The organism is Pseudomonas sp. BJa5 (assembly GCF_030272875.2).
Lineage (GTDB): Bacteria > Pseudomonadota > Gammaproteobacteria > Pseudomonadales > Pseudomonadaceae > Aquipseudomonas.
In genome coordinates this window covers 86,975-94,964 of the sequence record NZ_JALRNG020000020.1, presented here as the reverse complement: position 1 = coordinate 94,964, position 7,990 = coordinate 86,975, and the positions used below count along the sequence as shown (strand labels likewise).

The following is a 7,990-nucleotide window of genomic DNA, read 5'->3' as shown; positions in this document are numbered from 1 at the left end:
AGGTCGCCAGGTTTGCGACCGCTTCGCGCTCGATCGCAGCCTGGCGGCAGCTCCCACAGGGTGAACTGCACCCCAAAAGTGGACACCCATCCAACCTTTGGGGTCTGTTCAGGGGCCTCAGCCTTCCGCTGTGGGAGCTGGCAGCGCCAGCGATCGACTGCGCAGCAGTCGCAATTCGGCCACCTCGTAGCGTCTGGCTACACACCCCTCTACTTGGCCCAGCGCCGCAGCTCGGACGGTGTGTAGTCATCTGTCCTGGCCATGAACCCCACCCGCATCGGCGTCTTCTCTTCGTTGCTCAGCCCCCCGGCGTAATAACGGCCGGAGATCAGGTCGTAGGAAGTCTCCAGCACGTTGTAGGTGAAGTCATGATCGTAGTGCTGGATGGCATGCAGCTCCGAGCTGCGCCACAGCTCACCGCGGCTGTCGTATTGATCGACCTGGGCGATCTGCCAGCTGTCCTCATCCACATAGAAGCGCCGCTTGCTGTAGATGTGCCGGGCACCGGGCTTGAGCGTGGCCTCCACCACCCAGACCCGGTGCTTTTCGTAACGGGTATGGGCCGGGTTGATGTGATTGGGCTTGACCAGTTCGGACAGGCTCAAGCTCCGGCTACCCAGACGGTAGCTGTTGTAGGCAATGAACATTTCCTGCTTGCCGACCAGCTTCCAGTCGAAGCGGTCCGGTGCACCGTTGAACCCGTCGATGTTGTCGGCGGTGATCAGGCCGTTGCTGTAGCGCGCACTGTTGTCGTAGGCCAGCATCGGCGCGCGCCGCACCCGGCGCTGGGCCGGCAGGTACTGCCAGGCCGAACGCGGCTCGGCGACCTGGTCGAGCGGCTCGTGCACCAGTACGGTTTCACCGGCCAGGCGCGCCGGTTCCAGCACCCGGCTCTTGAACATGAACAGCACGTTGGCCGCCGGCTCAAGGCCACCGACCGCTTCGGCAAAGCTCACCAGCGACTGCGCGCGGATAAAGCTCACCGCGCCGTTCTCGCGCACCAGGGCAATGCTGCTCAAGCGTTCGAAGCTGCCACCGCGCCAGCGGGTCATGTGGTTCCACATCACCTCCAGGCCTTCGGTGGGCAAGGGAAAAGGAATGCCACGCCCATAGTCATGCAGGCCGTTGCCGCCGTCGGCCAGGGTGGTCTTGCCGGCATTGACGCGGCTATCGGCCAGTACCTGGGCGGGCAGCCGGGCGCTGCGGTGGCTGGGGTACACCGGCATCTGGAAGCTGGCCGGGTAGCGCTTGAACATCGCCACCTGCCCCGGGCTGAGGAAGGCCTGGTACTGGCTGATATTCTGCGCCGTCAGAATGAACAGGGGCTTTTCACCGGCATAAGGATCGCTGTAGCCGCCATTGGCATCGAGACGCCCGGCGCCCTTGTCGAGGCCGCCGGTCCAGGCCGGGATGCTGCCGTCGGCATTGCCGGCGCGCTCCGAGCCCATGGGCGTGAGGGTCTTGTCCAGCGGGCCGAGGTCATTGCTCTTGGCCAGCACCGAGGCACTGACACAGGTCAGGGCCAACAACAGGGGATGGATTCGCATGGTTATTGTGCTCCTTAGAAATCGACCTTGAAATTGACCGAGGCGAAGTCGCGGTCATCCAGGGTGCTGTAGTCGTTGCTGCCAAAGAAGGCGTTGTAGGCGAGTTCGACGCTGTAGTCGTTGAGGTAGCTGGCGGTCAGGCTCAGGCCCAGGGCCTGCTGGCCTTCCTGGAAGGGACCGAGGGGGTCGTAGGAATAGCCGTCGACGTCATGGCGCCAGTTGAGCGCGGGGATCAAGTTGACGCCCGGCAGCACGTCGCTGTACTCAAGGCTCGCGCGCAGGCGGTAGCCCCAGGACCAGTCGGTGGCAAAGCCTTTGTCCGTGCAGAAGCGATTGGTCACCCCGGACGCCGGCGGATTGCAGGTGCTGCCGTTGCGCGGGGCACTGCGACCGAAGGCGGCGTTGCGCCCCAGGCGTTCGTCGCCCAGGGCGTCGATATGCACCACGCCCACTTCGGCGAACAGGCTCAGGCGCGTGGCCCCCAGCACGTTGTCGATGGCCTGGGTCGCCGAACCGGTCCACTGCCACACGCCTTTGCGCTCCCAGCCGTCGAAGCGGTCGCCGCCGCGGGTGTCGAAGTCGTCGGGCAATTGCACCCAGGCACTGCCCGCAGCGCCGGCCACCACGGCGGTGGTGACGTCCGGCGTGTTGTACGCCAGCGGCATGTTTGGCCGGTAACTCAGTTCGGTGGCCAGCGCGATACCCGAGGAAGGCTCGACGCCGGTCAGGCTGACGCCGTACAGGCGGATGTTCTCGGGAAAGGCTGCCGCGTAGGACGGCCCCTGCCCGCCCCCGGGGAAAGTGCCCGGCAGGCTGGTATCGCGGGCATCGAGGGTCAGGTACGGCATGCGCGAGTGGTAGTTGATGAAGTACAGCGCAGCCTCGGCATCGTTCAAGGACGGCAACAGCTGGCGCAGGGCGAAGCCGAACTGGCCGCTGTCGGCGGGCGACTCGTTGCCCCGGGCGCTGGCGAACAGGCCGCTGGCCTGCATCTGCTGGTCGGTCAGCACCTGGCTCAGGAACAACGGCCCGCAGCCTGGCTGGATCACGTCGCTGGCGGCAAAGAAGGTGCCGCAGCCATCGAGCACGCTGGGCCGCCAGTTGTACTGGTAGAAACCTTCCAGGTTGAGGGTGTCGGACACACCAAAACTGAACGACAGCATCTCCACCGGCAACTGGCCTTCCTTGATCTCCACCCCGGGCCGGTTGAACGCCGAGAGGTCCAGCGGGTTGATCACGTTGATGCCGTTCTGGACCAGCAGCGCCTCGCCCCAGGACAGCACCTGCTTGCCCAGCTTGACGCCCAGCGGATGGCCGGCCACCTGCATGTCCTTCCACACATAGGCGTCCAGTGCTTCCAGGCCCTGGAACCTGGCCAGGTCGTCCCAGCCGCTGTCGTCGAAATCCTTGAAGCGGCCGTCGCGGGTTTCATAGGCATGGTCGTACCAGTATTTCAGGCGCAGGAAGGCGCCCTGCCCCTGGCCATCGAGGCTGAAGTCGGTCAGGCCCTTGAAGGTCTGCGAGATCGGATCGCCCTTCTCGAAATTCAGCCGGTTGTCGTCGGCCGTGACACTGGCACCATCGGCATTCACCCCCTGGGCCTGCAGGGCGTTGGCGCGGGTCATCAGGTGGCGGTCGGGGCTCTGGGTCGACCAACTGCTGCCCAGGCTCAGGCTGCTGCGGGTGGTGAAGCTCCAGTCTTCAGTGAGGTCGAAGGTGATCGCCTGGGCCGGTGCGGCGACACCTGCCAGCATCGCCAGCCACAACGGCGAGCCCCTTCGAACGGTACCGTGATGCGGGCGCACGCGCGCCGTTGTCGAGCTTGTTGTTGTCATTATCGAGCTCCATGAGGATTACCCAGCCCGATAACGATGCCCAAGCGTCAGCGGCGCGACGCAAGCGACGCACGACAAAAAACAATCATCGCCCGCCGCTACAGCGCCAGTGCGCCGGCCAGGCGAAACTGCTTGGGCGTGACCCCGAACTGCTTGCGAAAGGCGCGGATGAAATTGCTCGGCTGGCGGTAGCCCAGGCGCTCGGCAATCCGCTCGATGGGCTGGTCGCCCGCCGCCAGCCAGTGGCGGGCCAGTTGCAGGCTGTCCTTGCGTTCATCGGCCAGGGTCGTGCCCTGGCACTGGCGCAACATGCGCTGGTGCAGAAACGGATTGGCGCCGGGCAGCGGCAGGTCCAGGGCGTGGGGAACCAGGTGCAGGCTCGGCCAGGGCCCCTCGACGGTTGCCACGCCCCAGCCCTGCAAGCAGTCACCCGCGGCCTGCAACCGGGTCAGGCTGACCTGGCTGAACATCTGCGCCGGGGGCTTGCCAGCGCGCCGGGCGATGTTGCGCACCAGGCTCAGCACGGCGGCATCGAGCATGTAGTAATGCGGCTGATGCCGATAGCGGCGCAAGTGCAGGACCGCCGTGCAGCCAGCCTCTTCCAGGCTCACCTGAACGCAATTGGTCACCAGCGGCAGGTAGCGGATGAAGCATTCCAGGCTGGCGCGCACCGTGGTGGCGGAATCGAGCAGGATGTTAAGCCCCTGCAACGAACTGGTGGCCATGCCTGGCACCAGTTCGCAGCCGAAGCTGCGTCCGGCGCCGGCCGCTTCAAAGGCGTACAGCAACTGCTCGACGGCCAGTGCCGGTATCTCATGCTGGTCCTCGAGCCAGGCGCGGGCGATGCCGGCCTGCTGTACCAGGCGTTCGACGGGCAGGCCACAGCCTTGGGCATGGGCCACCAAGGTGCGCAGGAAAGCGCTGGAAACGAAGGGTGCATCCGGCATGGCAGGTCACGAAAAAGGAACAGGCGTCGATTAAAGCCAGCCGCTACACTATCGATCAAATGCATAATAAGTATCTGCAACATGCAAGAGGTGCATGGTGGATCTACGACAACTTCGTCACTTCGTGGCCCTGGCCGATTACCGCGGGTTCGTGCGCGCCGCCGATGCGGTCAACCTCAGCCAGCCAGCGTTCAGCCGCAGCATCCAGACCCTGGAACGCGACCTCGATTGCGCCCTGGTCGAGCGCGGCAACCGCGAATTCCGCCTGACCGGCCAGGGCCAGCTGGTGCTGCAGCACGCCAGGCGCCTGCTGGCCGGCAGCCAGACCCTGCACAACGAACTGCTGCAGTACAACGGCCTGGAGGGTGGCGAGCTGAACTTCGGCAGCGGCCCCTACCCGGCCCAGCTGCTGGTGCCCGAAGCCCTGGCCCAGTTCATCCACGACCACCCGTTGATCCGCGCACGCTTCCACCAGGGCGACTGGGAAGAACTGGCGGTGCGCCTCAAGGAGCAGCAGATCGAGTTCTTCGTCGCCGACGCTCGTGCCTTCAAGGACGATCCGCGCTACCAGGTACAGGTGCTGCGGCCCCGCCGCGGGCACTTCTTCTGCCGCGCCGGGCACCCCTTGGCGGGGCGCGGGCCACTCAGGTTCAGCGCCCTGCTCGACTACCCCATCGCCGGCACGCGCATACCACCGTTGATCCGCAAGATCCTCGCCCGCGCCCAGGGCACCCAGGACTTCGTCACCAGCGTCGAATGCGCCCAGTTCGACGCCATTCGCCGGGTGGTGCTGCGCTCCGACGCCATTGGCCTGGCCACCGCCGAAGCCCTGAACGAGCGCACCGCAGCGGATGGGATCTGCCCGCTCAGCTTCGTCGACCTGGACCGCGACCACCCCGACCTGCAACTGCTCTACGGCATCGTCAGCCGCGCCGGCGACTCCCTGACCCCGGCAGCGCAGGCCATGATCGCCACGATCCTGAGCGTCGACCAGCAATTGCGCGAGGGCCAGCCATGAACGGCGCGCCCAATGCCTTCTACGCGCCGACGCTGCTGCCCGCCATCGAGGAGCTGCTGGCCCGGGGCGTGGAGCCGCAGGCCATCGAGGCGGTGTTTCGCCGCAGCCTGTTCGAATTGCGCACGCCGTTCCTGCGCGTACCCCTGGTGTTGTCGCGGCGCTTCTGGACCCTGGCCCTGGCCCACAGCGGCGATCCGCTGATCGGCCTGGCCGCCGGCAAGCGCTTCGTCTCCACCGCCACCAATGGCCTGACCTACCTGTTCGATGTGGCCGCCTCGCTTGAGAGCGCCTGCGCCTGGTTCGTGACCTATTTCCCATTCTTCAACGGCCACTTCCAGGCCCGCATCGAGCGCAGCGAACAGCACATCAGCCTGTGCCTGCACGATTGCGGCAGCCTCAAGGCCAGTGCGCCGATCACCGACTACATCCTCACCAGCCTGTTGAGCATGCTGCGCCGCAAGGTGTCGGCCAGCGGCGTGGACCGCGACCCGATCCTGGCGGTCGAACTGGCCCACCCGACGCCCGCTGACACCAGCACGCACCCACGGGCCTGGCGCACGCACGTCAGCTGGGGCCATGCCGAGCATGGCATCCGCCTCGACCCGGCGTTGTTCAGCCAGCCCCTGGCGCCCGGCAACCAGGCACTGGAACAGATGCTGGTGGAGGTGCTGCAACAGACCCGCGGCAACACCCGGCCGACCCTGCTGGAGCTGGCCAGCGACTACCTGGCCGCGCACCTGGCCGACAACGAACGCTGGCCGCACTTCTGCGCCAGCCAGCACCTGCTCGAACGCACCGCAGCCCGGCGCCTGAAAGCGCTGGGCTGGAGCTTCTCGGAACTGCTCGACGAGTACCGCCGCTACCGCGCCGAAGACCTCCTGCACGGCAGCGAGCTGGAACTGGCGCAGATCGCCGACCAGCTCGGCTACAGCGATGTGCAGAGTTTTCACCGCGCCTGCCTGCGCTGGTTCGACTGCGCGCCCGGGGCCTACCGGGCGCGCTGATGGCCGTCACAGCACTTCGAACAAGCCGGCGGCGCCCATGCCGCCGCCCACGCACATGCTCACCACCACGTACTTGACCCCACGGCGTTTGCCTTCGAGCAAGGCGTGGCCGACCATGCGCGCGCCGCTCATGCCATAGGGATGGCCGATGGCGATGGCGCCGCCATTGACGTTCAGCCGCGCCGGGTCGATGCCCAGGGTCTGGGCGCTGTACAGCACCTGGCAGGCGAAGGCTTCGTTGATCTCCCACAGGCCGATGTCGTCGACCCGCAGGCCGTGCTGGCGCAACAGCTTGGGAATCGCCAGCACCGGACCGATGCCCATTTCCTCCGGCGCCAGACCCGCCACGGCGATGCCACGGTACAGGCCCAACGGCTTGACCCCGATGCGCGCCGCCAGGGCGCCACTCATCAGCACGCTGGCGCTGGCGCCATCGGACAGCTGACTGGCATTGCCGGCGGTGATGCAGCCGCCTTCGCGCACCGGCGCCAGCTGCTGCAGGTCGGCCAGAGTGGTCTGCGGGCGGTTGCCTTCATCGCGGGTCAGGCGGACCTCTTCATAGCTCACCGCGCCGCTGACCTTGTCGACGACTTTCTTGCGCGCCGTCACCGCCACGATCTCGTCATCGAACAGCCCCGCCGCCTGGGCCGCTGCGGTGCGCTGCTGGGATTGCAGGCTGTAGGCGTCCTGGGCCTCGCGGCTGATGTGGTAGCGCCGGGCGACGATCTCGGCAGTCTGCAGCATCGGCATGTAGGCATGCTCGGCCATGCGCATTACGGTGGCGTCCTGCTCGGCGGCCGCTGCCTGCATGTGCGGGTTCTGCACCAGGCTGATCTGCTCCTGGCCGGCACCGACGGTGACCTGCATGCCGTCGACCATGATCTGCTTGGCGGCGATGGCGATGGCCATCAGCCCCGACGCGCACTGGCGGTCGATGGTCTGGCCGCTGACCGACAACGGCAGCCCGGCCGCCAGTGCCGACAGCCGCGCCAGGTTGGTCGAGGCGGTACCACTCTGCATGGCGGTGCCCATCACCAGGTCGTCGATCTGACCCGGCTCTATCGCGGCCCGTTCCACCGCGGCGCGAATGGCCACGGCGCTCATCGACGGCGCCTTGAGGTCGTTGAAGGCACCGCGAAACGCCTTGGCGATCGGCGTGCGGGCGGTGGAGACGATAACGGCATCTTGCATGGCAAAGCACTCCAGGGTCAGTCACACAGCAGACGGCTCAATACCGCCCGCGCAGGTTGAGGAATAGGCACCGGGCGATTGCTGGTGCGGTCGACGAACACATGCACGAAACGCCCGACCGCACAGGCCTGCTGTTCGCCGTCGGCGAACACGCCCAGGCTGTAGTGCACCGAGCTGTTGCCCAGTTTGCTCACCGCCACCCCCACCTCGATACGCTGGGGAAAGGCGATGGAGGCGAAGTAGTCGCAGCTGGAACTGACCACGTAGGCAATGACCTCGCCGTGCTGGATATCCAGCACGCCGGCGTCGATCAGGTAGCTGTTCACCGCACTGTCGAAGAAGCTGTAGTAGACGACGTTGTTGACATGGCCATAGACGTCGTTGTCGTGCCAGCGCGTGGTGATCGGCTGGAAATGGCGAAAGTGTTCGCGCGATAGCAGGTTCATCT

7 protein-coding genes are annotated in these 7,990 nt (G+C 66.3%); 2 read left to right on the top strand and 5 right to left on the bottom strand.

The features are described from left to right. Nucleotides 1-209 precede the first annotated feature (209 nt). From M2D63_RS13690 to M2D63_RS13680, 3 genes are all read right to left on the bottom strand, one after another. On the bottom strand, nt 210-1,547 hold the full coding sequence (locus M2D63_RS13690) for a DUF1329 domain-containing protein (RefSeq protein WP_285863461.1): 1,338 nt from the start codon (nt 1,545-1,547) through the stop codon (nt 210-212). A 14-nt stretch (nt 1,548-1,561) separates the two neighbouring features. After that, nucleotides 1,562-3,382: a DUF1302 domain-containing protein gene (locus tag M2D63_RS13685; RefSeq protein ID WP_285863460.1), complete on the bottom strand. Its 1,821-nt coding sequence runs from the start codon at nt 3,380-3,382 to the stop codon at nt 1,562-1,564. 98 nt (nt 3,383-3,480) lie between these two features. Then, a complete protein-coding gene (locus M2D63_RS13680; RefSeq protein ID WP_285863459.1) occupies nt 3,481-4,329 on the bottom strand; it encodes an AraC family transcriptional regulator in 849 nt (282 codons plus the stop codon). A 97-nt stretch (nt 4,330-4,426) separates the two neighbouring features. Between M2D63_RS13680 and M2D63_RS13675 the strand changes: the two genes are divergently transcribed. Both M2D63_RS13675 and M2D63_RS13670 read left to right on the top strand, forming a co-directional pair. Beyond that, nucleotides 4,427-5,347 (top strand): LysR family transcriptional regulator, encoded by a 921-nt coding sequence (locus M2D63_RS13675; RefSeq protein ID WP_405310036.1) that lies wholly within the window; start codon nt 4,427-4,429, stop codon nt 5,345-5,347. Next, nucleotides 5,344-6,351 carry an AraC family transcriptional regulator gene (locus M2D63_RS13670; protein WP_285863457.1) on the top strand — a complete coding sequence of 336 codons (1,008 nt, stop codon included), beginning with the start codon at nt 5,344-5,346 and terminating at the stop codon, nt 6,349-6,351. Before M2D63_RS13675 ends, M2D63_RS13670 begins: the two co-directional genes overlap by 4 nt. 6 nt (nt 6,352-6,357) lie before the next feature. Here M2D63_RS13670 and M2D63_RS13665 read toward each other — a convergent pair whose 3' ends face one another. Next, complete coding sequence (locus tag M2D63_RS13665; protein ID WP_285863456.1) at nt 6,358-7,542, bottom strand: acetyl-CoA C-acyltransferase; 1,185 nt, start codon at nt 7,540-7,542, stop codon at nt 6,358-6,360. Nucleotides 7,543-7,559: 17 nt separating this feature from the next. After that, complete coding sequence (locus tag M2D63_RS13660) at nt 7,560-7,988, bottom strand: thioesterase family protein (protein ID WP_285863455.1); 429 nt, start codon at nt 7,986-7,988, stop codon at nt 7,560-7,562. Between the last annotated feature and the right edge of the window lie 2 nt (nt 7,989-7,990).

Bases quoted from the DNA above. Each gene is read 5' to 3' on its own strand.
- M2D63_RS13660 (WP_285863455.1), bottom strand. From the start codon at position 7,988: ATGAACCTGCTATCGCGCGAACACTTTCGCCATTTCCAGCCGATCACC.
- M2D63_RS13670 (WP_285863457.1), top strand. From the start codon at position 5,344: ATGAACGGCGCGCCCAATGCCTTCTACGCGCCGACGCTGCTGCCCGCC.
- M2D63_RS13690 (WP_285863461.1), bottom strand. From the start codon at position 1,547: ATGCGAATCCATCCCCTGTTGTTGGCCCTGACCTGTGTCAGTGCCTCG.
- M2D63_RS13685 (WP_285863460.1), bottom strand. From the start codon at position 3,382: ATGACAACAACAAGCTCGACAACGGCGCGCGTGCGCCCGCATCACGGT.
- M2D63_RS13680 (WP_285863459.1), bottom strand. From the start codon at position 4,329: ATGCCGGATGCACCCTTCGTTTCCAGCGCTTTCCTGCGCACCTTGGTG.
- M2D63_RS13665 (WP_285863456.1), bottom strand. From the start codon at position 7,542: ATGCAAGATGCCGTTATCGTCTCCACCGCCCGCACGCCGATCGCCAAG.